Annotated in this window: 18 protein-coding genes and 4 tRNA genes; 21 read left to right on the top strand and 1 reads right to left on the bottom strand. The window is 64.8% G+C overall.

What is annotated here, in order from left to right:
• The first annotated feature begins 151 nt into the window (after positions 1 to 151).
• Positions 152 to 3277 (top strand): outer membrane beta-barrel protein, encoded by a 3126-nt coding sequence (locus ACZ5MC_RS21990; RefSeq protein WP_306598051.1) that lies wholly within the window; start codon positions 152 to 154, stop codon positions 3275 to 3277.
• 14 nt (positions 3278 to 3291) lie between these two features.
• Here ACZ5MC_RS21990 and ACZ5MC_RS21985 read toward each other — a convergent pair whose 3' ends face one another.
• A complete protein-coding gene (locus ACZ5MC_RS21985) occupies positions 3292 to 4464 on the bottom strand; it encodes an MFS transporter (RefSeq protein ID WP_306598050.1) in 1173 nt (390 codons plus the stop codon).
• 149 nt (positions 4465 to 4613) lie between these two features.
• Here ACZ5MC_RS21985 and ACZ5MC_RS21980 point away from each other — a divergent pair, with 149 nt between their 5' ends.
• From ACZ5MC_RS21980 to rfbD, 20 genes are all read left to right on the top strand, one after another.
• Positions 4614 to 5987, top strand: coding sequence for an OmpP1/FadL family transporter (locus ACZ5MC_RS21980; RefSeq protein WP_464516768.1), 1374 nt, complete (start codon positions 4614 to 4616; stop codon positions 5985 to 5987).
• 1 nt (position 5988) lies between these two features.
• The gene (rlmB, locus tag ACZ5MC_RS21975) at positions 5989 to 6723 is read left to right on the top strand and encodes a 23S rRNA (guanosine(2251)-2'-O)-methyltransferase RlmB (RefSeq protein ID WP_464516767.1); all 735 of its coding nucleotides are present in this window, start codon (positions 5989 to 5991) and stop codon (positions 6721 to 6723) included.
• 101 nt (positions 6724 to 6824) lie between these two features.
• Positions 6825 to 6911 (top strand) — tRNA-Tyr (locus ACZ5MC_RS21970).
• 27 nt (positions 6912 to 6938) lie between these two features.
• Positions 6939 to 7014, top strand: a tRNA-Gly gene (locus ACZ5MC_RS21965).
• Between the two features lie 10 nt (positions 7015 to 7024).
• A tRNA-Thr gene (locus tag ACZ5MC_RS21960) sits at positions 7025 to 7099 on the top strand.
• A 64-nt stretch (positions 7100 to 7163) separates the two neighbouring features.
• Positions 7164 to 8357: an elongation factor Tu gene (gene tuf, locus ACZ5MC_RS21955; RefSeq protein ID WP_306598047.1), complete on the top strand. Its 1194-nt coding sequence runs from the start codon at positions 7164 to 7166 to the stop codon at positions 8355 to 8357.
• Between the two features lie 11 nt (positions 8358 to 8368).
• On the top strand, positions 8369 to 8518 hold the full coding sequence (gene rpmG, locus ACZ5MC_RS21950) for a 50S ribosomal protein L33 (RefSeq protein WP_306598046.1): 150 nt from the start codon (positions 8369 to 8371) through the stop codon (positions 8516 to 8518).
• A 55-nt stretch (positions 8519 to 8573) separates the two neighbouring features.
• Positions 8574 to 8649 (top strand) — tRNA-Trp (locus ACZ5MC_RS21945).
• A 72-nt stretch (positions 8650 to 8721) separates the two neighbouring features.
• Entirely contained in the window at positions 8722 to 8913 is a 192-nt protein-coding gene (gene secE / locus ACZ5MC_RS21940; RefSeq protein WP_306598045.1) for a preprotein translocase subunit SecE, read from the top strand.
• A 73-nt stretch (positions 8914 to 8986) separates the two neighbouring features.
• Entirely contained in the window at positions 8987 to 9559 is a 573-nt protein-coding gene (gene nusG, locus ACZ5MC_RS21935; protein ID WP_373432579.1) for a transcription termination/antitermination protein NusG, read from the top strand.
• 65 nt (positions 9560 to 9624) lie between these two features.
• On the top strand, positions 9625 to 10056 hold the full coding sequence (gene rplK, locus ACZ5MC_RS21930; protein WP_306598043.1) for a 50S ribosomal protein L11: 432 nt from the start codon (positions 9625 to 9627) through the stop codon (positions 10054 to 10056).
• A gap of 86 nt (positions 10057 to 10142) precedes the next feature.
• Positions 10143 to 10832 (top strand): 50S ribosomal protein L1, encoded by a 690-nt coding sequence (gene rplA / locus ACZ5MC_RS21925; protein ID WP_306598042.1) that lies wholly within the window; start codon positions 10143 to 10145, stop codon positions 10830 to 10832.
• Between the two features lie 9 nt (positions 10833 to 10841).
• Positions 10842 to 11345, top strand: coding sequence for a 50S ribosomal protein L10 (rplJ, locus tag ACZ5MC_RS21920; RefSeq protein WP_306598041.1), 504 nt, complete (start codon positions 10842 to 10844; stop codon positions 11343 to 11345).
• Between the two features lie 59 nt (positions 11346 to 11404).
• Positions 11405 to 11782, top strand: coding sequence for a 50S ribosomal protein L7/L12 (gene rplL / locus ACZ5MC_RS21915; protein ID WP_306598040.1), 378 nt, complete (start codon positions 11405 to 11407; stop codon positions 11780 to 11782).
• Positions 11783 to 12119: 337 nt separating this feature from the next.
• Positions 12120 to 16511 (top strand): DNA-directed RNA polymerase subunit beta, encoded by a 4392-nt coding sequence (gene rpoB / locus ACZ5MC_RS21910; protein WP_306598039.1) that lies wholly within the window; start codon positions 12120 to 12122, stop codon positions 16509 to 16511.
• 46 nt (positions 16512 to 16557) lie between these two features.
• Positions 16558 to 20799, top strand: a complete 4242-nt coding sequence (gene rpoC, locus ACZ5MC_RS21905; protein ID WP_306598038.1) for a DNA-directed RNA polymerase subunit beta' — start codon at positions 16558 to 16560, stop codon at positions 20797 to 20799.
• 173 nt (positions 20800 to 20972) lie between these two features.
• Positions 20973 to 21929 (top strand): GumC domain-containing protein, encoded by a 957-nt coding sequence (locus tag ACZ5MC_RS21900; RefSeq protein ID WP_306598037.1) that lies wholly within the window; start codon positions 20973 to 20975, stop codon positions 21927 to 21929.
• Between the two features lie 8 nt (positions 21930 to 21937).
• Positions 21938 to 22681, top strand: coding sequence for a sugar phosphate nucleotidyltransferase (locus ACZ5MC_RS21895; RefSeq protein WP_373432578.1), 744 nt, complete (start codon positions 21938 to 21940; stop codon positions 22679 to 22681).
• Positions 22681 to 23181 carry a dTDP-4-dehydrorhamnose 3,5-epimerase family protein gene (locus ACZ5MC_RS21890; RefSeq protein WP_306598035.1) on the top strand — a complete coding sequence of 167 codons (501 nt, stop codon included), beginning with the start codon at positions 22681 to 22683 and terminating at the stop codon, positions 23179 to 23181. The genes ACZ5MC_RS21895 and ACZ5MC_RS21890 overlap by 1 nt, the downstream gene beginning before the upstream one ends.
• Positions 23181 to 24017, top strand: coding sequence for a dTDP-4-dehydrorhamnose reductase (gene rfbD / locus ACZ5MC_RS21885; RefSeq protein WP_306598034.1), 837 nt, complete (start codon positions 23181 to 23183; stop codon positions 24015 to 24017). Before ACZ5MC_RS21890 ends, rfbD begins: the two co-directional genes overlap by 1 nt.
• Position 24018: the final 1 nt, after the last annotated feature.

Here is a 24018-nt window from a genome sequence, read left to right as displayed (position 1 = left end):
AAAGTCACAGTTTGGACATACAAATTCTCGGGATTCCATGCACAATCATTCAACTAATCCACGGCCCAACAGCCAAACTACCAACCTCCATAGGGGAGCCACTATGTATAAGAAGAGACTAGGTCTTCTGCTTCTGACCCCACTTGCCTGTATGACCGTCGCCCAGGCGCAGGTGAGCCAGACCACCGGCGCCGTCCGCGGCACCGTCACCAGCCAGAAGAAGACCCCCATCGCCGGCGCCACCGTCATGGTGCGCAACGTCGAGACCGGTTACAGCCAGACGGCCGTCACCGGCGCCAAGGGCGACTACCAGCTGCCCCTGCTGCCCACCGGCGCCTACGACATCACCTTCTCGGCCAAGGGCATGAAGACCCTCAAGGACCTCAAGGTCCGCGTCACCCTGGGCAACGCGACCACCGTCAACCCGGTCATGGACTCCGCCGAAGTGAGCGCCACGGTGGCGGTGGTGGCCACCACCAGCGACATCGACCCCAGCCGCACGGTCACCATGACCCAGGTGGACCAGAAGCTCGTGGAGCAGGTGCCCCTGGTGAGCCGCAACTTCACGGACATGGCCCGCCTGACGCCCGGCGTCACCGCCGGCCAGGGTTCGGGCGGCACGCCCCGCCTCATCGTCGAGGGCGGACGCCAGATCTTCAACGCCGTGCAGATCGACGGCGCCTCCAACAACTCCGCCTTCTTCAACGAGCAGCGCGGCGGCGTCTACACGCCCTTCATCTTCGGCGCGGACACCATCAAGGAACTGCAGGTCGTCACCAACGGCTTCGACGTGCAGTACGGCCAGGCCGGCGCCACCATCAACGCCATCACCAAGGGCGGCACCAACGAGTTCACCGGCAGCGCCCTCTACGAGATGCGCAAGACCAGCTGGTCCGCCGCGCCCAAGGGCGTGCCCTACGATCCCGCGGGGACCTTCAACACCCCCACCAACCTCCAGCGCTTCAACGATTCCACGAACATCAACTTCAACGTGGGCGGTCCGATCATCAAGGACAAGCTCTACTACTTCGTGGGCGTCGAGCGCTTCCACAAGAGCATCACCTCCAACCCCATCCCCACGCCCATCACCACCGCCGCTGGCATGACCCAGGCCGACTTCGACCGGATGTACAACTCCCGGCTGGGCCACATCGTCACCAACAAGAGCGGCCTCACCCTGGACAACGAGTTCGGGAATCCCGGGCAGGGCATCTCCGCCCATCCCTATCCCATGGAGAACACCAACACGGTGTACTTCGCCCGGCTGGACTACAGCCTCAACGCCAACCACCGCTTCGTGCTGCGCACCAACTACCAGAACATGACCGACACGCTGACCAACACCAGCGCGGTGCCCAACAACGCGGAGTCCAACAACATCCCCACCCGCGTGCAGTCCATCAGCTGGGTGCTGGAGGCCAACGACATCTGGACCCCCGAGCTCTTCACCGAGAGCCGCATCCAGTTCGCCCGGGAAGCCCGGCCCATGACCGGCAACGCCTACCCCGGCACCCCCTCCATCTCCATCCCCCAGAGCACCTCCTTCATGGCGTTCGGCACCAAGACCTCCACGCCCCGGGAGAGCAACGAGCTCACCACCCAGTTCTACACCTCCACCACCTGGAACCGCGGCGACTGGCAGGTGAAGGGCGGCTTCGACCTCACCAAGGTGGACGAGGACAATCAGTTCTTCCAGAACAACGCCGGCGCCTGGAACTTCGGCACCTACGGCTCCGCGGCCGACTGGGCCAACGGCGTGCTCGCCGCCTCCCCCAACAACGGCTCCGTGCAGTACAACGGCGCCGTAAGCGCCTACTCGGGCCGCATCCCCATGACCACCAAGTGGGCGTCCGTGTTCGCCCAGGGCCAGTACTCGGGCCTGCTGGACCACCGCCTCCTGCTCACCGCGGGCTTCCGCACCCTGAGCCAGAGCTTCTCCGACAACCCCCACCCCAACCCGAACTTCGCCGGCCTGGACCAGGGCATGGGCGGACACACCATCGACCCCCGCTTCGCCTTCAGCTTCGATGTGGACGGCAAGGGCAAGACGGTCGTCCGCGGCGGCCTGGGCTACTTCACCAGCCCCACCCCGCTCCTCCTGCACTCCAACACCATGACCGGCAACGGCCAGATCATCACCAACTACAGCTTCTCCCTCAACCGCGCCAACGCCACCAACCTCGCGCTGTTCAACAGCGGCCTGCTCAGCGCCAACAACGTCATCGGCAACACGACGAACATGCGCAAGCTCTCCGACGCGGAGCTGGCCACCCTGGCCTCGGGCACGGCCTTCACCGCCGGCTCCTCCCCCACCTCCCTGTGGGACCCCACCAACAAGCTGTCCCGCTCCCGCAAGATCAGCATCGGCGTCGAACATGACCTGGGCAACAACCTCACGGTCGGCCTCACCGCCAGCTACGTCAACTACTACAACCTGCAGCGCTTCGAGAACATCAACCTGACCCAGACCGGCGGCAGCGCCTACAACGACGGCTACGCCCCCGGCATCAACGCCTGGAGCACCGCCACCCGCCCCGGCACCGCCACCATCCGCGGCCGCGTCGTCAACTTCGGCAAGGGCAGCGTCGTCCCGGGCAACCCCGTGGGCGGCTTCAGCGACGTCTACCTGGTCAAGGCCGACGGCTACGGCTTCTACCGCGGCCTGAGCGCCTCCGTGAAGAAGACCTGGGCCGAGAACCTGGGCCTGCTGGCCAACGTGACCTGGTCCAAGGCCCAGGACACCGGCTCCTTCGAGCGCGGCACCTACACCTCCGCCGGCAACTACTCCAGCGAACTGGGCGCCTCCCTCACGCCCGATCCCCAGGACGTGGGCTCCAACTTCGGCTACGGCGACAGCGACCGCCGCTGGGTGGCCAACGTCGTGGCCTACTTCCCCATCGTCCTCGGCATCGAGGGTTCCGTACGCGGCCTGTTCAACACCGGGCTGCCCTTCACCGCCTACGACGCCCGCAACCTCAACGGCGACGGCATGATCAACAAGATCTACGCCGGGCACGTCCGCAACGACATGCGCCAGCCCAACTACACCCAGTTCGACATCCGCCTCACCCGCACGTTCCAGGTCTACAAGACGGTCCGGGTGCAGGGCATCGTCGATGTCTACAACCTCTTCAACAAGGCTGACTTCCAGGTGCCGACCGGCAACTACCAGGCCGACACCTCCACCGGCGCTCCCAGCCTGGCCTTCGGCCAGCTGGCCACCGTGGACAAGAACCGCACCCGCGAAATGCAGATCGGCATCAAGGCGATCTGGTAACCTGCCCGCGTCCGCTAGGAAGGCCCCCTCCGGGGGGCTTTCCCCTGTACGGCCGACCAGACCAGGAGGCCAGCCAGGGCCGCCAGGGCCAGCCCGCTTTCCGCAAGGAAGGCGGCCCGGGCTCCGGCCGCGGCCATGAGCAGACCCATGAGCGGGCTGGAGACCAGGGCCCCGAGGCCCAGGACGGACTGGAGGGCGCCGAACCCGGTGCCCCGGGACGCGGCCGGGAGCAGGTCGGCCAGGAGGGCCTTCTCCACGCCTTCGGTGAATCCGTAGAAGGCGCCGTACCCCAGGAGGGCCCCGGCGAACAGGAGGGGGGTCGTGGCGGTGCCCATGGCCGCATAGGCCGCGGCGTACACGGCCCACCCCAGGGCCAGGAAGGGCACGCGGCCGAACCGGTCCGAGAGCCTGCCCACGGGCAGGGCGAGGGCCGCGGCCAGCAGGTTGAACACCAGGAAGATCCCCAGGATCGCCCGGATGGAGAAGCCCGCCTCCCGGGCGCGCAGCACCAGGAAGGCATCGCTGGAGTTGGCCAGGGCGAACACGAAGACGAGGGCCAGGTAGGTCCGGGCCTCCCGGGGCACATGCCACGAGAGCCGGCGCGAGGAGGTGGTGGCCCTCGGGATGGTGGGCACCCAGAAGACCAGCAGGCCCAAGGTCGCCAGGCCCAGGGGCAGGGCCAGCCACACGCAGGTGCGGAACAGCTCTGCGGTCATGGGGCCCCGGCCGACCCCCAGGGCCAGGGCCAGGCCGATGCCGGCCATGGCCCCCAGGGTGTCCAGGAACCGCGTCACCCCGAAGTCCCGCCCGGACCTCCCGGCAGCGGCGGCATCCGCGATCATGGCGTCCCGGGGCGCCGTGCGCAGGCCCTTGCCGACCCGCTCCAGGACGCGGCTAAGGCCCACCAGGGCCGGCGTGAAGGTGAGGAGGTACAGCGCCCGCGCCACGACGGTGACCGCGTAGCCCCCCACCACGAACCCCTTCCGGCTGGGCATGCGGTCCGAGAGCCACCCGCTGATGCCCTTGAGGAAGACCGCCGCGCTTTCGGCCACCCCCTCCACCAGGCCCACCAGGGCCGGCGAGGAGCCGAGGGCCACCGTCAGGTACAGGGGCAGCATGCGGGCCAGCACCTCCCCCGCGCAGTCGTTGAGGAAGGCCACCCAGCCGAGGCGGGTGGAAATGCTCACAGAAGACGAGGATGGGGCCTGGGGAGGCATGGAGAGAGAATAGCCTCTTGGTCTTGGGCGGTCTTCAGGCCATCCTGAAGGTTCGTTGTTGAACTTATGGGTTGTCCGCGCCACTTCGTTGACATGGACACCATCTGGGAGGTTTGGGTATGGCGAGGACGACTGTGAGGACCGGACTGGGTGCGCTTGGGCTCCTGGCGGGCCTGGGGACGCCGCTGGCGGCCCAGACCCTTTGGCTCCCTGCTTCCGATCCGGTGGGAATCGCCCGGGGCGGGGCGGGGGTGGCCTTCGGCCAGAGCCTGGAGGCGGCTGCCCTGAACCCCGCCCTCCTGGTCACCCTGCGGGACGACGCCAGCGCCTTCGTGGCCGCCGGCATGGAGCTGCATTCCTCCCAGGCCACCCTGCAGTCCAATTCCAACGTCCAGTACAGCTCCGACCGGAACCGCTTCCTGCCCGCCTTCGGGGCCGCCTGGAAGCTCAAGCCGAACCTGTACCTTGGTCTCAAGTTCGATAATCCGTTCATGCGTCATACCCTGATGCCCAACACCTACACGGGCCGGTTCGAAGCCCAGGGCATGGATCTCTCCACCCGCCGCATGGAGGCCCAGGTCTCGTATGCGGCCACCCCCGGCCTGTCCTTCGGGGCCAGCCTGGGCATGACGCACGTCTCGTATTCCTTCACGAATTCCATTCGGGTGCCGGTGCCGGGCGTGCCGGGAGCCCCGGTCTCCGGGACCAACCCCGCCCAGGGAATCCTCGAAGTGAACGCCGAGGAGAAGGGCTCCAAGTATCTCCCCAGCTACGCCCTCGGGTTCCGGTGGGCCATGAATCCCCGATGGACGATCGCGGGAGCCTACCAGGGCGCCATCCAGGGAACCCTGCCCCTGACGGCCAGGGTCGACGCCAGCCACCGCCAGCTGGTCGGGATCAGCGGATTCGGGACCCCCAACGCCATCGCCGTGCCCGCGGCCCAGACGCTCCAGGGCGCCCTCACCGTCAATCCCGGCGGCGGCAAGATCACCCTCCCCGGCCGTTTCACCGTCGGCGTGCGCCAGCGGATGACCCAGACCTTCACCTGGGAAGCCGATCTCCGCTACATCCTGGGCAACGGCATGAAGCTGCCCGGGTACGCCACCGTGACGGGCCCCAGCGGATCCGTGAGCGGGCAGGGCTTCCAGGGCGACCTCCACAGCGGCTTCGGCATGAGCCTCGCCGGCGAATTCGCCTTTTCCAAGAACGTCACCGGACGCATCGGGCTCTCCTCGGACCCCGGCCTCCGGAAGGATCCCTCCCTGGAGCCGGTCCTGGGCGGTTCCAGGACGGCTGGCTTCTCGGCCGGTTTGGGCTGGAGGGTCCTCAAGGGCGAAGTGAACCTCGGCTGGCAGATCCGCCAGTCCCAGGACCGCGAAGTCAAGAACCTGGACGGCACCTGGGGCCTCGCCGGACAGGGCACCACCGGCACCCTCACCCGGGTGGAGGGCATGGGGCACCTCTGGTCCGTCGGCTACAAGAAGGCCTTCTAGCATGCGCTTCCTGGGTCCCCACGCCTGCGAGGAGGCCCTGCTCAGGGGCGAGCTCCAGACGCTCCGCGTCGCGCCCACGGCCTGGGAGCGCAGCGCCAAGCTGCGAACCGACGCCCGGGAGCAGGGCGTCGTCATCCACCGCGAGCCCATGGACAGCCTGGACCGCAGGGCCCAGGGGCAGCGCCACCAGGGCGTCCTGGGCGAGGGCGAGGCCATCGTCCTGGGGTCCCTGGCCGAGCTGGCGGAAAAGGTCCGGGAGCGCGGCTCCGGGGCCCTGGTGCTGGCCCTGGACGGGGTGACGGACCCCCACAACTTCGGCGCCATCCTGCGGTCCGCGGCGGCCGCGGGGGTGGACGGCGTGGTCTTCCCCGAGCGCAGGTCCGCGCAGGTGAACGAGACCGTGGTGCGCGCCAGCGCGGGCACGGTGGGCCGCGTGCCCCTGGTGCGGGTGGTGAACCTCGCCCGCGCCCTGGAGGACCTCAAGGAGGCCGGGGCCTGGGTCTACGGCCTGGCCGCGGGGCCCGGCAGCACCGACTACCTCGCCGAGACCTTCGACCGCGCCACCGTGCTGGTGCTGGGCTCGGAAGGGGAGGGCCTCCACAAGAAGATCCAGGAGCACTGCGACGGACTGCTGGCCATCGGCATGCCCGGGGGCGTCGAAAGCCTGAATGTCTCAAGCGCAGCGGCGGTCATGGTTTTCCGTGTCCTCGCCCAGCGCGGCGTCCACCCAGGGTGAATCTTTTTTGTTGTGCCCTTCCTGCGGGCGTGTTACCTTTGCAATTCCCTGTCAGGAAAGCTTTGCCTCACAGAGCGCCGAAACAGGGTTCCTTTGACATTGCCTAGATGGCCGAGTGGTTAATGGCAGCAGACTGTAAATCTGCCGGGCTCCGCCCTACGGAGGTTCGAATCCTTCTCTAGGCACCAGTTCTTTCGCGGAAGACTGGTTGTTTTGCGGGAATAGCTCAGTTGGTAGAGCGTCAGCCTTCCAAGCTGAATGTCGCGGGTTCGAACCCCGTTTCCCGCTCCAGAAAAGCATGGCCCACATAGCTCAGTGGCAGAGCGCGTCCTTGGTAAGGACGAGGTCGGCGGTTCAATCCCGCCTGTGGGCTCCACTTTTCATCCGCGCACCACCCAACTAAGCAACTTCACAATCCCCACCACCTCCAGGAGGCACCTGTGGCCAAAGAGAAATTCGATCGCTCAAAGCCTCACGTCAACATCGGCACCATCGGCCACGTGGACCACGGCAAGACCACGCTGACGGCCGCCATCGCGACCCTGCTGTCCGTCACGCAGGGCGGCACGGCCAAGTCCTACGAGCAGATCGACTCCGCTCCTGAAGAGAAGGCCCGCGGGATCACGATCAACACGGCCCACGTCGAGTACCAGACCCCCCGCCGGCACTACGCCCACGTGGACTGCCCCGGCCACGCCGACTACATCAAGAACATGATCACGGGCGCGGCCCAGATGGACGGCGCCATCCTGGTGGTCGCCGCCACGGACGGCCCCATGCCCCAGACCCGCGAGCACATCCTGCTCGCCCGTCAGGTCGGCGTGCCCTACATCGTCGTCTTCATGAACAAGATCGACATCGCCGATCCCGAGCTGAGCGACCTGGTGGAGATGGAGCTGCGCGAGCTGCTCACCTCCTACGGCTTCCCCGGCGACGACATCCCCATCATCCGCGGCTCGGCGAAGCTGGCCATGGAGAACGCCACCAACGTCAACGCCCCCGAAGTCAAGTGCATCTATGAGCTCATGGAAGCCGTCGACTCCTACATTCCCGATCCCGCCCGTCCCGTCGACAAGCCCTTCATCATGCCCGTCGAGGACGTGTTCACCATCACCGGCCGCGGCACCGTGGTCACCGGCCGCATCGAAGCCGGCGTCGTGAAGGTGGGCGAGGAGATCGAGATCATCGGCCTGCGCGACACCGTCAAGAAGGTCGTCACCGGCGTCGAGATGTTCAAGAAGTCCCTGGACCAGGGCCAGGCCGGCGACAACGCGGGCATCCTGCTCCGCGGCGTGGAGCGCAAGGACGTCGAGCGCGGCATGGTTCTCGCCAAGCCCGGTTCCATCACGCCCCACACCAAGTTCACCGCCGCCGTCTACGTCCTGGGCAAGGACGAGGGTGGACGTCACACTCCCTTCTTCAACAAGTATCGCCCCCAGTTCTACTTCCGCACCACGGACGTGACTGGTTCCATCGAGCTGGAAGCGGGCCGCGAAATGGTCATGCCCGGTGACAACGTCACCCTGACCGTCGAGCTGATCGTTCCCATCGCCATGGAGAAGGGCCTCAAGTTCGCCATCCGTGAAGGCGGCCGCACTGTCGGCTCCGGCAGGGTTGACGAAGTCATCCAGTAAAGGACCACGCCATGCGTGACATCGTTCAGCTTCTCTGCACCGAGTGCAAGCGCAAGAACTACACCACCACGAAGAACAAGCGCACCACCACGGGCAAGCTCGAGTTCAAGAAGCACTGCCGTTCCTGCGGGGGCCACAAGCTCCACCGGGAAGGCAAGTAGGAAGGGTCGAACAGGGTCCCGCGACAGCGGGATCCTGCTTTCCTTGGAAGCCCAGAGGGGAGTAGCTCAGCTGGTAGAGCAGCGGACTCCAAATCCGCAGGTCGCGGGTTCGAAACCTGTCTCCCCTGCCAATCTTGCTCGGCCCCAGCCAACGACAGCTGGGGCCAATTGCTTAAAAGACCTTTGAAAGCCGGGAGATCCCGTTGATTTCAGCCATCAAACATCAGGCCAAGGAGCTTCTCGCGGAGCTCAAGCGCGTTGATTGGCCCGGGAAGCCGAAAGTACTGAGCGCCGCCTATTCGGTGGTGATCGTATCGGCCTTCGTGGGCCTGTTCCTGTGGGCGTGCGACAAAGTCATCACCTGGGGGATGGCCTTCATCCTTCCTCACCACTAGTCCGGAGGACCCGATGACAGATCTGCTGGGTATGCCCGGAGAAACCTTGGCACCCCCGACCAACGAACGGAAGATGGCCTGGTTCATCATCCACACCTATTCCGGCTACGAGGCCAAGGTGATGGAGAGCCTCCGCCAGCGCATCAAGATGGAAGAGCGGGACGAGCATTTCGGCGACATCCAGATCCCCGAGGAAACCTACGAGGAGATGAAGGTCGACGCCAAGTCGGGACGCAAGGAGCGGGTGCTGAAAAAGCGCAAGTCCTTCCCCGGCTACCTGCTGGTTCAGATCGCGGTCACCAAGAAGGGTGCGAACTACGAGATGGAGGATGCCGATTGGCACCTCGTCCGCAACACCCCGAAGGTCACCAGCTTCGTGGGCGCCAACAAGAAGCGCCCCACGCCCCTCACGGACGACGAGGTGCGGCAGATCATGAACCACACCGAAGAGACCCAGGAGAAGCCCAAGCCCAAATACCACTTTGAAAAGGGCGAAAAGGTCCGTATCATAGACGGCCCGTTCGCCAACTTCGAAGGGGATGTGGAGGAAATCCACGAAGAGCGCTCCACCATCAAGGTGATGGTGACGGTGTTCGGTCGCAGCACCCCCGTGGAGCTCGACTTCATCCAGGTGGAGAAGCGCTAGCTTCCCGCCCTACAAGGCGACAGTCGCCGGCATGTGCCGGAATCCGTCGCGGGAGATCATAAGACATGGCCAAGAAGATCACCGGATACATCAAGCTGCAGCTCCCCGCCGGGGAAGCCACCCCTGCGCCTCCCGTGGGCCCCGCCCTCGGCCAGCACGGCGTGAACATCATGGAGTTCGTGAAGCAGTTCAACGCGAAGTCCGTGACCCAGGTGGAGAAGGGCACGATCCTGCCCGTCGTCATCACCGTATTCGGCGACCGCAGCTTCAGCTTCATCCTCAAGACCCCCCCCGCCGCCGTGCTCATCAAGAAGAAGCTCGGCCTGGACAAGGGCAGCGCCATTCCCAACAAGACCAAGGTCGGCAAGATCACCCAGGCCCAGCTTGAGGAGATCGCCAAGGTCAAGATGCCCGATCTCAACGCCGGCAGCCTCGAGGCCGCCATGCGTTCCATCGCCGGTTCCGCGCGCTCCATGGGCGTCGAAGTCGTCGACTAGGAATCCCTTCAACGGAGTCCCGCATCGTGCGGGAAACCCGGCAACCGCGACCGTCATCGCGGAAGATCTTTTGAGCAGGAGTTAATATGGCAAAACCTGGAAAGAAGTACCAGGCTGCCGCCTCCAAGATCGAAGATCGCCCCTACGACCTCGTTGAGGCCCTCGGCGTGATCACGGACCTGGCGTTCGCCAAGTTCGATGAGACCGTGGAAGTGCACATGAGGCTCGGCGTCGACCCCCGTCACGCGGACCAGATGGTCCGTGGAACGATTGTCCTGCCCCACGGCACGGGCAAGACCATGCGGGTGGCCGTCATCGCCACGGGCGAAAAGATCAAGGATGCGGAAGCCGCCGGTGCGGATATCGTGGGCGGGGACGATCTCGTGGAGCGCATCGCGGGGGGTTTCCTGGAATTCGACGCCCTCGTCGCCACCCCGGACATGATGAAGGGCGTGGGACGTCTCGGCAAGGTGCTGGGTCCCCGCGGCCTCATGCCCAACCCCAAGACGGGCACTGTGACCTTCGACGTGGCCAAGGCCATCAAGGAGATCAAGGCCGGCAAGGTCGAGTATCGTGTCGACAAGACGGGCATCATCCATGCGGGCGTCGGCAAGGTCTCCTTCGGAGTTGAAAAGCTCAAGGAGAACGCCAAGGCCCTCATCGATGCCGTCCACAAGGCCAAGCCGTCCGCTGCGAAGGGCAAATATGTGAAGGCTATCCACATGGCCTCCACCATGGGCCCCAGCATCTCCGTCGCCCACGTTGTGGAAAAGTAGGAGCGGACCATGGAACGCGAACAGAAACGCACCGAAGTGGCCCAGCTCAAGGGGACGTTCTCCACGGCCAAGTCCGCCGTCGTCCTTGGGTTCAAAGGCCTTACCGTCGTCAAGGACACCACCTTCCGGAAGTCCATCCGGGAGAGCAAGGCCCAGTACCGGGTTTCCAAGAACACGCTGCTCAAGCTGGCGGTGAAGGAAACCCAGTTCGATAGCCTGTCCGAGCACTTCAAGGGCGCCACCGCCGTCGCCACCACGGAAAATGACGTGGTCGCCCTGGCCAAGGCCGTCCATAACTTCCTGAAGGACAACCCCGCAGCCAACCTCAAGGGCGCGATCCTTGACGGCAAGGCCGTGACCCCGGCGGAATTCAAGATCATCGCCGAGCTCCCGTCCCGCGACGTCCTCATTGGCAAGCTGCTCTACCTCATGATGTACCCCATCTCCGGCATCGCAGTGGCTCTGGAGGCGATCCGCAAGCAGAAGGAAGACGTGGCGCCTGCGGCCGAATAGGCTCCTGCCCGATCCCGTCTCCACCCACCCCGAAACCAATCATTTGAGAGGAGAACTACATGGCTCTCACCGCTGATATGTTGATCAAGGAAATCGAAACCATGACCGTCCTCGACCTGGCCAACCTGGTCAAGGCCCTCGAGGAGCGCTTCGGCGTTTCCGCCGCCGCCGTCGCCGCCCCCGCGGGCGGTGGCGCCGCCGCCGCGGCCCCCGTCGAAGAGCAGACCGAGTTCAATGTCGAGCTGCTCGAAGCCGGCGCCCAGAAGCTGAACGTCATCAAGGCGGTCCGCGAGATCGTGACCGGCCTGGGCCTCAAGGAAGCCAAGGACATGGTCGACGGCGCTCCCAAGGTCGTCAAGGAAGGCGTGTCCAAGGACGAAGCCGCCAAGATCAAGGAAAAGCTCGAAGCCGCCGGCGCCAAGGTCGCGATCAAGTAAAAAGCCGACCGGCCGCGTCAAACCCGAAGCGCGAGGTGTCTTTGTACACCTTGCGCTTTGTGGTTTGTGAAAAAGTGGTATGCTTATTTCTTGCCCCCGGACCCGCGTCCGGGCATTTCGATCCCAGCCACCACAAAGGGCCCCGGTTGCCTCATTTTCCGTGTGCCAGAACATCGCGATCCTCAGGGTCAGCTTCCGCCGGTGACGGCGGGTGGCTGACCCCAGGTCCGTCGCATGTCGCGTGTTCGGTGGGCCTGGCTCGAGACTTCTCGTCCGACCTCTCCATGTTTTCCCGACGGTCCCTCAAGGCCTGCGCGGGTGTCTTCCGGAGTGAACCATGAGCGTTCAACAGAACATCTACCGCCAGCGTGTGCAGTTCTCGAAAATCCGCTCCCTGGTTCCAATCCCGAACCTGATCGACATCCAGAAGCGCAGCTACGACGAGTTCCTGCAGATGAACCTGCTCCACTCGGAGCGGGAAGGCCGCGGCCTCAAGTCCGTCTTCGAGTCCATGTTCCCCGTGCACAACGGCAAGAACCCCGACGGCGGCGACGCGAGCCTCGAGGTGGAGTTCGTCGACTACACCGTGGGCCACTGGGCCTGCAAGTGCGGCAAGAACGAGGGCCTCGAGCACCTGCGCACCACCTGCAAGAGCTGCGGCCACCACATCGTGACGGACCACCCGAAGGACCCCACGGTGGACTGCCCCAAGTGCGGCACCCGCAACAAGAACCAGGCGAAGATCTGCGACGTGTGCAGTGAGCCCGTGGGCCTGCACCAGAAGATGCGCATGGAAGAGTGCGTGGAGCGCGGCGCCACCATGGCCTCGCCCCTGAAGATCCGGGTGCGCCTCAACCAGTTCGACAAGGACGAGAAGGGCAACCGGCGCTACAAGCAGAGCCAGGAGTCCGAGGTCTACTTCGGCGACCTCCCGACCATGACCGACCGCGGCACCTTCGTCATCAACGGCACCGAGCGCGTCATCGTCTCCCAGCTGCACCGCAGCCCCGGGGTGTTCTTCGCCATCAGCAACGACAAGGCCCTCTACAGCGCCCAGGTGATCCCCTACCGCGGCAGCTGGATCGAGTTCGAGCTCGACACCAAGGGCCTCCTCTACGCCCGCATCGACCGCAAGCGCAAGTTCCTGGGCTCCACGTTCCTGCGCGCGCTGGGCCTGTTCGACGAGCGGCTCGCGGACAACCAGTCCATGCTGGCCCACTTCTACACGGCGCAGCGCTTCACCCTGAAGGGCGCCGTCGTCTACCTCCAGCCCAGCGAGCTCCTCGTGGGCCAGAAGGCGATCGAGGACATCAAGAATCCCAAGGACAAGGAGATCATCGTCCCCAAGGGCAAGGCCGTCAGCCGCCGCCTCCTGGAGTCGATGATCAAGGCCGGCGTCAAGCAGGTGGCCGTGGAGCGCGGCATGCTGGACGGCGCCGTGCTGCTGGAGGACGTGGTCAACATGAACACCGGCGAGGTCCTGCTGGAGGCCAACGACGCCTTCGTGCAGACCCACCTCGAGATGTTCCTGGCCAACAACGTCGACGAGTTCGCGGTGTGCTTCCCCGAGAACGACGCCACGGGCAAGGTCTTCACCGAGACCCTCTCCAAGGACCACACCGAGGACAGCGAAGAGGCCGCCAAGGAGCTCTTCAAGAAGATCCGGCCCGGCGAACCCGCCACGCTGGAATCCAGCAAGAAGCTCCTCCACTCCATGTTCTTCGACGGCCAGAAGTACGACCTCTCCAAGGTCGGCCGCCACAAGATGAACGCCAAGCTCGGCCTCACCACCGAGCTGGACGCCCGCACCCTGTCCACCGAGGACTTCGTCGCCACCGTCCACTACCTGCTGCGCCTGAAGAAGTACGACACCACCCGTTCCGACCGCGTGGACGAGGTGGCGCCGGTGAAGAAGGACGACATCGACCACCTCGGCAACCGCCGCGTCCGCAGCGTCGGCGAGCTGCTGGAGAACTGCTTCCGGGTGGGCCTCGTGCGCGTCCAGAGGGCCATCAAGGAGAAGTTCTCCATGGCCCAGGACCCCAACAGCCCCCTGCAGCCGCACGACCTCATCAACTCCAAGCCCGTCATCGCGGCCATGAAGGAGTTCTTCGGGTCAAGCCAGCTTTCGCAGTTCATGGACCAGACCAACCCCCTGTCGGAGATCACCCACAAGCGCCGCCTGTCGGCCCTCGGACCGGGCGGCCTCAGCCGCGACCGCGCGGGCTTCGAGGTGCGCGACGTGCACACCTCCCACTACGGCCGCATCTGCCCCATCGAGACGCCTGAAGGCCCGAACATCGGCCTCATCTCCAGCCTCTCCTGCTACGCCCGCATCAACGAGTTCGGGTTCATCGAGAGCCCCTACCTCAAGGTCGAGAACGGCCGCATCGTCAACTACGCCAAGGTCACCAGCGTGGGCGACAGCAAGTTCGGCTACATGCAGGTCGTCCCCCTGGACGAGCTGGAGGCCGAGAACGCCAAGCTGGACAAGGCCGGCAAGCGCCCCGCCAAGTCCGAGATGCACGCCTGGTACCTCTCCGCCTGGGAGGAGGACGCCCACACCATCGCGCAGGCCAACGTGCCCGTGGACAAGGAGGGCAACATCCTGGACGAGTTCGTGGTGGCCCGCGTCGCCGACGAGACCAAGACCGTCGAGCGCGAGAAGGTCACCCTCATGGACGTGAGCCCCAAGCAGCTCGTGTCCGTGGCCGCCAGCCTCATCCCCTTCCTCGAGAACGACGACGCCAACCGGGCGCTCATGGGCGCCAACATGCAGCGCCAGGCCGTGCCGCTGGTCCGCACCGAGGCCCCCATCGTGGGCACCGGCATGGAATACTACGCCGCCCGCGACTCCGGCGCCTGCGTCCTCTGCCGCCGCTCCGGCATCGTGGAGACGGTGGACGCCAACCGCATCGTGGTGCGCGTTGAGGACGACCCCGAGACCGAGGGCGAAGAGAGCGGCGTGGACATCTACACGCTCATCAAGTACGCCCGGAGCAACCAGAACACCTGCCTCAACCAGGTGCCCCTGGTGAAGAAGGGCGAGTACGTCGCCTCCGGCCAGATCCTGGCCGACGGCCCCTGCTGCGAGCACGGCGAGCTGGCCCTGGGCCGCAACCTCGTGGTCGCCTACATGCCCTGGCGCGGCTACAACTTCGAGGACGCCATCCTCATCAGCGAGCGCATCGTCAAGGAAGACCTCTACACGACGATCCACATCGAGGAATTCGAAGTCCACGCCCGCGACACCAAGCTGGGCCCCGAAGAGATCACCCGCGACATCCCCCAGGTCCGGGAAGAGATGCTGAAGAACCTGGACGAGTCGGGCATCATCCGCATCGGTGCCACGGTCCGCCACGGCGACATCCTGGTGGGCAAGGTCACCCCCAAGGGCGAGACCATCCTCAGCCCCGAAGAGAAGCTCCTCCGGGCGATCTTCGGCGAGAAGGCCAGCGACGTGAAGGACGCCAGCCTCACGGTGGGCCCCGGCATCGAGGGCACCGTGGTCGACGTCAAGGTCTTCACCCGCAAGGGCCAGGAGAAGGACCTCCGCACCCAGCAGATCGAGCGCGAGCAGATCAGCAAGTGGGAGAAGGACCTCGAGGACGAGGAGCGGATCATCCGCGCCGAGGCCAAGAAGCGCATCGTCGCCCTCCTGAAGAACAAGGAGCTGGCCGAAGCGCTGGCCGACGACAAGGGCAAGGAACTGCTCCCCAAGGCCAAGAAGCTCACCCAGAACATGCTGGAGGCCGTGCCCTACCACCGCTTCCGCCAGGTGACCGTCGCCGCCGGCAAGGAGCGCCTGGAAGCCCAGGTGCTGGACATCCTCGACAAGACCGAGAGCCAGCTCCGCGTGCTGCGCGACATCCTGAACGAGCGCATCGACCGCCTGGTCAAGGGCGACGAGCTCATGCCCGGCGTGCTCAAGACCGTCAAGTGCTACGTGGCCGTCAAGCGCAAGCTGCAGGTCGGCGACAAGATGGCCGGCCGCCACGGCAACAAGGGCGTGGTCAGCCGCATCCTCCCCGTGGAGGACATGCCCTACCTGCCCGACGGCAAGCCCGTGGACATCGTGCTGAACCCCCTGGGCGTGCCTTCCCGCATGAACATCGGGCAGGTGCTCGAGTGCCACCTCGGCTGGGCCGGCAAGGTCCTGGGCGTGCACTTCACCACCCCGGTCTTCGACGGCGCCCGCGAGAGCGACATCAAGGAATGGCTCGTCAAGGCCTGGGAGAAGAACGACCACAAGGGCCCCGACGTCACCGGCAAGACCCTCCTCTACGACGGCATGACCGGCGAGGCCTACGAGCAGCCCGTGAACGTCGGCTGCGTGTACATGCTCAAGCTGCACCACCTCGTCGACAACAAGATCCATGCCCGGAGCATTGGACCCTACTCCCTCATCACGCAGCAGCCCCTGGGCGGCAAGGCCCAGTTCGGCGGCCAGCGCTTCGGCGAGATGGAAGTGTGGGCCCTGGAAGCCTACGGCGCGGCCCACGTGCTGCAGGAGCTCCTCACCTACAAGTCCGACGACATGCACGGACGCACCCAGATCTACCAGGCCATCATCAAGGGCGAGACCATCAAGGATCCCGGCCTCCCCGAGAGCTTCAACGTGGTCAAGAAGGAGCTCAACGCCCTGTGCATCGATGTGGCGATGCTGACGCGAGAGGAACTCGAACCTCTCCAGGACGTCGAAGAACCCGCGTTCTCCATCGAGGGTTAAGTTCGCGACTTTCTGGTGAATCCACAACGATTTTGAGAGGTCTGAAATGTTTCCCGAGCAGCAGAACATCAACGCCTATGAGTGCATCCGGGTCACCCTCGCGTCCCCCGACGTGATCCGTTCCTGGTCCCGCGGGGAAGTCACCAAGCCCGAGACCATCAACTACCGCTCCCTCAAGCCCGAGCGCGACGGACTCTTCTGCGCCCGGATCTTCGGACCCGTGAACGACTGGGAGTGCCTGTGCGGCAAGTACAAGCGCCAGAAGTTCAAGGGCGTCATCTGCGACAAGTGCGGCGTCGAGGTCACCAAGAAGGCCGTGCGCCGCGAGCGCATGGGCCACATCGCCCTGGCCTCCCCGGTCAGCCACGTGTGGTTCTTCAAGGGCGTCCCCAGCCGCATCGGCTACCTCCTGGACATCCCCCTCAAGGATCTTGAGCGGGTGCTGTACTTCGAGGCCTATGCCGTCACCGATCCCGGCCAGACCCCCCTCAAGCCCCGCGAGATCCTCGCGGAAGAGAAGTACCGGGAGTACAAGGCCGAGTACGGCGAGGGCTTCCGGGCCCAGATGGGCGCCGAGGCCATCAAGGAACTGCTCCGCCACGTGGACGTGGAAGCGCTCGCCATCGAGCTGCGCCACCTCATGAAGCAGGAGACCTCCACCCAGAAGCGCGTGAAGATCGCCAAGCGCCTCAAGGTGACCGAGGCCTTCAAGCGCTCCGGCAACAAGCCCGAGTGGATGATCCTGGACGTCGTCCCGGTCCTCCCCCCCGAGCTGCGGCCCCTGGTGCCCCTGGACGGCGGCCGTTTCGCCACCTCCGACCTCAACGACCTGTACCGGCGCGTGATCAACCGGAACAACCGCCTCAAGAAGCTCCTGGAGCTCCGGGCCCCCGAAGTCATCGTGCGCAACGAGAAGCGCATGCTGCAGGAGGCCGTGGACGCGCTCTTCGAGAACGGCAAGCGCGGCCGCCTTCTGCGCGGCGTCAGCAACCGCCCGCTCAAGTCCCTGTCCGACGCCCTCAAGGGCAAGCAGGGCCGGTTCCGGCAGAACCTGCTGGGCAAGCGCGTGGACTACTCCGGCCGTTCGGTCATCGTGGTGGGTCCCGACCTCAAGCTCCACCAGTGCGGCCTCCCCAAGAAGATGGCCCTGGAACTCTTCAAGCCCTTCATCTTCAACCGCCTGGAGCACAAGGGCCACGCGGCCACCATCCGCCAGGCCAAGGAGATGGTCGAGCAGGGCGTGCCGGAAGTGTGGGACGTGCTGGATGAGGTCATCCAGAACCACCCCGTGCTGCTGAACCGCGCCCCCACGCTCCACCGCCTGGGCATCCAGGCCTTCCAGCCCGTCCTGGTGGAAGGCAAGGCCATCCGCCTGCACCCGCTGGTCTGCACCGCCTTCAACGCCGACTTCGACGGCGACCAGATGGCCGTGCACGTGCCCCTCTCCCCCATGGCCCAGATCGAGGCCCGGGTGCTCATGATGTCCACCCAGAACATCCTGAACCCCGCCAACGGCCGCCCCAACGTGGTGCCCTCCCAGGACATCGTGCTCGGCGGCTACTACCTGACCAAGAAGCGGCAGAACCGCAAGGGCCAGGGCATGGTCTTCGGCACCATCAACGAGGTCATCGCGGCCCACGAGGCCAAGGTGGTCGACACCCACGCCATCATCCAGCTGCGCTACACCGGCGAGGTGGTGGACGCCGAGGCCTGGCACAAGAAGGATCCCAAGAAGCACTCCGAGCAGGAGATCTTCGAGTGCCCCAGCCACGAGGTGAAGCGCGAGCTCATCACCACCACCGTGGGCCGGGTCATCTTCAACCGCTCCATGCCCGAGGGCCTGCCCTTCATCAACGCCCTCCTGAAGAAGGAAGGCCTGCTGTCCCTGGTGAACCGCGCCTACAAGCTCAACGGTCCCGAACTGACCATCAAGCTCCTGGACGCCATGAAGGATGTCGGCTTCCTCTGGGCCATGAAGGCCGGCGTGTCCGTGGGCATCGACGACATCGTCGTGCCGCTCACCAAGGGCAAGCTGATCAAGGAAGCCAACGAACAGGTCCGCGCCGTCGAGCACGAGTACTACCACGAGGGCAAGCTGGACGCCGCCACCCGCTACAACAAGATCCTCGAGATCTGGGGCCAGACCTCCGAACAGGTCGCCACGGACATGATGAAGGAGCTTGAGAAGCGCAACGAGACCGGCGAGTTCCTCAACTCGATCTACATCATGGCCGACTCCGGCGCCCGCGGATCCAAGACCCAGATCCGCCAGGTGGCCGGCATGCGCGGCCTCATGGCCAAGCCCTCCGGCGACATCATCGAGACGCCCATCACCTCGAACTTCAAGGAAGGCCTCTCGGTTCTGCAGTACTTCACCTCCACCCACGGCGCCCGCAAGGGCCTGGCCGACACCGCCCTCAAGACCGCCGACTCCGGCTACCTCACCCGCAAGCTGGTGGACGTGGCCCAGGACGTGATCATCAACGAGGACGATTGCGGCACCCTGGACGGCATCGAGGTCAGGGCCATCGTCAACAGCGACGGCACCATCCGGAGCCGTCTCCGCGACCGCATCATGGGCCGCGTGGTGCTGGACGACGTGGTCGATCCCTACTCCAAGCAGGTCATCGTCCCGGCCGGCACGCTCCTCTCCGAGGAACTGGCCTTCCACATCGAGACCTCCGGCATCGTCTCCGTGAAGATCCGTTCGGTCCTCACCTGCGAAGCCCGCCGCGGCGTCTGCGCCATGTGCTACGGCCTCAACCTCTCCACCGGCCGCATGGTCGATCTCGGCGAGGCTGTGGGCGTCATTGCGGCACAAAGCATCGGCGAGCCCGGCACCCAGCTGACCATGCGAACCTTCCACGTGGGCGGCGCCGCCAGCCGCACCTCCGAGAACTCCACCCACGAGGCCCAGATCGCGGGCATCGTGAAGCTGGACGGCATCAAGTACGTGGAGAAGGTCGTCAACGTCGAGGGCCAGGCCCCCACCGTCGAGCTCATCGCCATCAGCCGCGCCGGCACCATCCAGGTGCTGGATGCCAGCGGCAAGATGCGGGAAAGCTACAAGATCGCCCCCGGCGCCCACATCAAGGTGCGGGACGGCGAGGAAGTGGAGCCCAAGACCCCCCTGGCCGAGTGGGATCCCTACAACGACTACCTCATCTCCGAGAAGGCCGGCATCATCGACTTCAAGGAATTCGAGCTGAACTCCAGCTTCCAGGAAGAAAAGGACCAGATCACCGGCCGCTTCCGCAAGCGCGTCATCGATCCCACCGACGACAAGCTCCATCCCCACATCAACATCAAGGGCGAGAACCACAAGGTCCTCCAGCGCTACAACATCCCCACCGGCGCCTACCTTGAAGTGGAGGAAGGCCGGGAAGTGGTCCCCGGCGAAGTCCTGGCCAAGACCCCCCGGCAGCAGGCCAAGACCTCCGACATCACCGGCGGTCTGCCCCGCGTCACCGAGCTCTTCGAAGGCCGCAAGCCCAAGGACCCCGCCATCATCAGCAAGGTCACCGGCATCGTCAAGTATGGCAACCGCGTCCGCGGCAACCAGAAGGTCATCGTCGAGAACGAGATGGGCGACCGTGAGGAGTACCTCATCCCCCGCGGCAAGCACATCCAGGTGCAGGACGGCGACGAGATCCAGGCGGGCGAGAAGCTCACCGAGGGCGCCGTCAGCCCCCACGACATCCTGGAGATCCAGGGCGACAAGGCCCTCCAGGCCTTCCTGCTCAACGAGGTCCAGGAGGTCTACCGGGCCCAGGGCGTGACGATCAACGACAAGCACATCGAGACCATCATCCGCCAGATGATGCGCTGGGTGCAGATCACCGACGTGGGCGACACCCCGCTCATCGTCGACGAGAAGGTGGACAAGCACCGCTTCAAGGAGATCAACGAGCAGGCCCTCAAGGACAGCGGCGCCCCCGCCACCTGCGAACCCCAGCTCCTGGGCATCACCAAGGCCGCCCTCACCAGCGAATCCTTCATCTCCGCCGCCTCCTTCCAGGAGACGACGCGGGTGCTCACCGAAGCCGCCCTCGAAGGACGCGTGGACTACCTGCGCGGCCTGAAGGAGAACGTCATCCTGGGCCGCCTGATCCCCGCCGGCACCGGCATGGCCCTCTACCGCAACCTCGAGACCGAGGAAGGCCAGTACCCCGAAGTGTCCGACACGGACAACCTGGGTATCGACGACTTCGACGACGAGTACAGCCGGATGGCGCAGCATGTCGAGGAACTGCAGGGTATGAGTGAGGTCGAGGGGGAAGATCTCTAGCCCTACTATGGAATAGGTGGTAAAAGGGAAGCAGTCCCCCTTCTTACCACCTATTCCATTGTCTGGATGGTTATATCGGTTGTAAGGGGCGTGGATTTAGATTAACTATGGGAATTCCTGTGCAGGACGTTAGCTGCGAAGTCGAATGTACTGTCCGTAAGCGAGGGACTTGAATGGTCAACGGGGTCCTGGGGGTCAAGAAGTCATTGCTGGCCGGTTGTGTTGTCGGTTTGATTTCAGCGGTCATTTCCGTCTTCCTGCCGAATTACTACACGTCCGAAACGCGTATCCTGCCGGTGGACGCCAAGGGAGCCGGCGGGGGCCTGGGTAATTTGGCCGCCGCCGCCGCCGCCTTCGGAGTGGGCCTGCCAAGCAACGATGGAGGCGAGAGCAATTTCGTAGATATCATTAACAGCCGCTGGATGCGGGAGCGGTTGCTCGCCACCGAGTTCCGGTTCCACTACCGGGCCTGGCGGTTTGGAGAGGACCGGGAATACCGGACGACCCTGGCGGAATTCTTCCATGTGACGAACCCGGATCGGGGTGTCGCCGTGATGGCTGAACTGGTGAAGAGCGGCCGGGACACGAAGACCAAGATTCTCACAATCACCGCCGAGACGCGGTCCCCGGAACTGTCGATGGCGATCGTCCAGCGGACGGCCAGTTTGCTGGAAGCCTTCGTCCAGGCCAAGGGACGGACCCGGGGCGGTAGTAAGGCGGTGTTCGCCGAGCAGCGCCTCAAGGAAGCCGAAGGCGAGTATCTTCAGGCAGAGGATGTTTTCCGGCGGTTCATGGAAGGCAATCGTAATTATTTGACCAGCCAAGATCCCGGGGTCAGGCTCCAGGGCGCTCGGCTGGAAGCCAATGTTAAGCTCAGACAGCAACTCCTTTCGACCCTGGCCCTGAACCGGGAGCAGGCCCTGATGGAAGAGAAGAATGACCTACCGATTCTCTCCGTCATGGATCCGGCCAACTTGCCAGTCGAAAAAAGTCGTCCATCCAGGAAGGCCATTACGCTTACGGGATTCTTTCTGGCCACCCTGGGCTGCTGGGCATGGCTGAACCGTAAATGGCTGAAGCTGGTCCTTCAGGAGTATGGCTCCACAGCGCCCGTTCCAGAGTCGGAGTGAAAATGCCAATCAAGGGAATTGTTCTCGCAGGTGGGACCGGATCGCGCTTGTATCCGCTCACGAAAGTCACGAACAAGCATCTCCTGCCGGTAGGCTATGCGCCCATGCTCTGGCACCCGGTCTGGAAGCTGAAGCAGGCTGGCATCGAGGAGATCCTGATCGTCACAGGCACCGAGCACATGGGCGACGTGGTCGGATGCCTTGGCAGTGGAAAGGATTTCGGTTGCCGGTTCACCTACAAGGTCCAGGACGAGGCGGGCGGAATCGCACAGGCCCTCGGGTTGGGCGAGAACTTCGCCGCGGGCATGCCGGTGTGCGTAATTCTCGGTGACAACATTTTCCAGGATGACCTAACGGCCGAAGTGCGGGCCTATGTTGCCCAGGGCAAGGGCGCGCGGCTCCTTCTGAAGCCCGTTCCCGACCCCCAGCGCTACGGCGTTGCCGAGGTCCTGGACGGTTCCATCGTCGGTATCCAGGAGAAGCCCTCGACCCCCAAATCGAACCTCTCCGTCACCGGCATCTACTTCTACGACGGCTCCGTCTTCGACATCATTCGCACGGTCAAGCCGTCCGGTCGCGGCGAGATGGAAATCACGGACGTGAACAATGAGTACATCCGGCGAAAGGAGTTGACGTTTGGGGTGTTGGAGGGATGGTGGACGGACGCAGGGACGTTCCCCAGCCTGGCCCACGCCAACGAACTGGCGCTCAAGGAAGCCATGGCCTTCCCGGACATCGCGAGGAGGCTCTAATGACCTTCACCCGGGGAATCATCGAAGGTGTCGTGATTACCCCATTCCGCAAATTCATCGACGAGCGCGGCTGGCTGGCCGAGATCTTCAGGCACGACGAACTGCCCGCCTGGTTCCGCCCCGAGATGTGCTACGTGAGCGTCACGCATCCGGGTGTGCTGCGCGGCCCCCATGAGCATGTTGACCAGGCGGACCTGTTCTGCTGGGTCGGGCCTGGCGATTTCAAGCTCACCCTTTGGGACAACCGGCCCTCATCTCCCACCTTCGGCAACCGGATGGAAGTGGCTATGGGCCTCAACAATCCAGGTTCGGCGATCATCCCCAAAGGGGTCGTCCACTGCTACCGGTGCATCAGCCACGAACCGGGCCTCGTCATCAACTGTCCGGACAGGCTGTTCATGGGAGACGGAAAGAAGGCGCCCGTGGATGAGATCCGGCACGAGGATGACCCGGCCAGCCCCTTCGTACTGGATGAGCGGGCCCGAAGGGCGCAGCTCTGATGAACATCCTGGTGACTGGGGCCGCGGGCCAACTGGCGTATGCCATCCAGAAGACATGGTCGGGCCATGATCTCATCCTTCCCGAGGAATCCAGCCTGGATCTGTGTTCCGAGGCCTCCGTTCTGAAGGCGCTGCGAGGCTTCCGTCCCGATGTCGTCGTCAATTGCGCCGCTTTCACGCAGGTGGACCGGTGCGAGACGGAACCTGGGCTGGCCCGACTGGTAAATGGCGAAGCCGTCGGCTGGCTCGCCAGGGGGTGCGGTGAGGTGAACGCCCTTCTCGTGCAGATCAGCACCGACTATGTCTTCGATGGCACGGGGGACCGCCCGTACCGGGAGGACGACCCCACGGGTCCCCGGTCGGAATACGGAAAGTCCAAGCTGCTTGGTGAACAGAAGGCAGCCCTGGCCCCCAGGCACCTCATTCTGCGCACGGCCTGGCTTTACGATGCCTGGGGCAAGAACTTCCTCCGCACAATGCTGGCCTGCGCGGCCCAGGGGCGCAGCCTTCGGGTGGTGGATGACCAGTTCGGCTCCCCTACCTCCTGCCGGGCCCTGGCCCGTCAGATGAGGGTCGCGGTCGAGGAGGGCTGGGAAGGCCTGGTTCACGCCACCTGCACAGGGAAAACCTCCTGGCACGGGTTCGCTGCGGAAATCTTCCGCCAGTCGGGCCTTCAAGTGGACCTGAAACCATGCGGGACCCGGGACTATCCCCTACCCGCGCCGCGCCCGGCTTACTCCGTGCTGGATGGAACTCGCCGGGGCACCCTGGGCACGGACCTCATGCCGGCCTGGGCGGATGCGCTGGGCGAAGTTATCCAATTTCCAGAGATCTGAA

Source organism: Mesoterricola sp. JemC181 (genome assembly GCF_055384585.1).
Note: the sequence above shows the minus strand (reverse complement) of the source record. Positions and strands in the feature narration are given on the sequence as shown.